Here is a 445-nt window from a genome sequence, read left to right on the forward strand (position 1 = left end):
CGGCCCCGCCCGCCTCGGCGCCTGCGGCGACGGCACCCACCGCGCCTGCTCCGATGCCGGCCATGACGGCCCCGGCCGCCTCGCCGATGGCCTCGGGCCTCGACACGGTCCGCGCCGGCCGCTTCGACAACGGCCGCATGTTCACCCTCGACGACGCGCCCCGCGAGTACTTCGTCGAGCAGTACGGCTTCCGCCCCAACGAGGCGTGGTTCGAGCGCGCGCGCCTCGGCGCGCTCCGCTTCTCGACCTACTGCTCGGCCAGCTTCGTCTCGCCGGACGGCCTCATCCTCACCAACCACCACTGCGCCCGCGAGTCCGTGACGCAGGTCGGCGGTGAGCTCGGCCAGGACTTCAACCGCGACGGCTTCTACGCCCAGAGCCGCGCCGAGGAGGCGCCCGTCGAGGGCCTCTTCGTCGAGCAGCTCATCTCGATCGAGGACGTCAC

At 73.0% G+C, this 445-nt stretch carries 1 protein-coding gene; it reads left to right on the forward strand.

The features are described from left to right. Window positions 1–62 precede the first annotated feature (62 nt). Window positions 63–445: S46 family peptidase (locus I6F37_RS40000; RefSeq protein WP_225154379.1), on the forward strand; the 383-nt coding region annotated here is incomplete at its 3' end.

It is taken from the genome of Bradyrhizobium sp. NBAIM08 (assembly GCF_020193935.1).
Taxonomy (GTDB): Bacteria; Pseudomonadota; Alphaproteobacteria; order Rhizobiales; family Xanthobacteraceae; genus Bradyrhizobium; species Bradyrhizobium yuanmingense.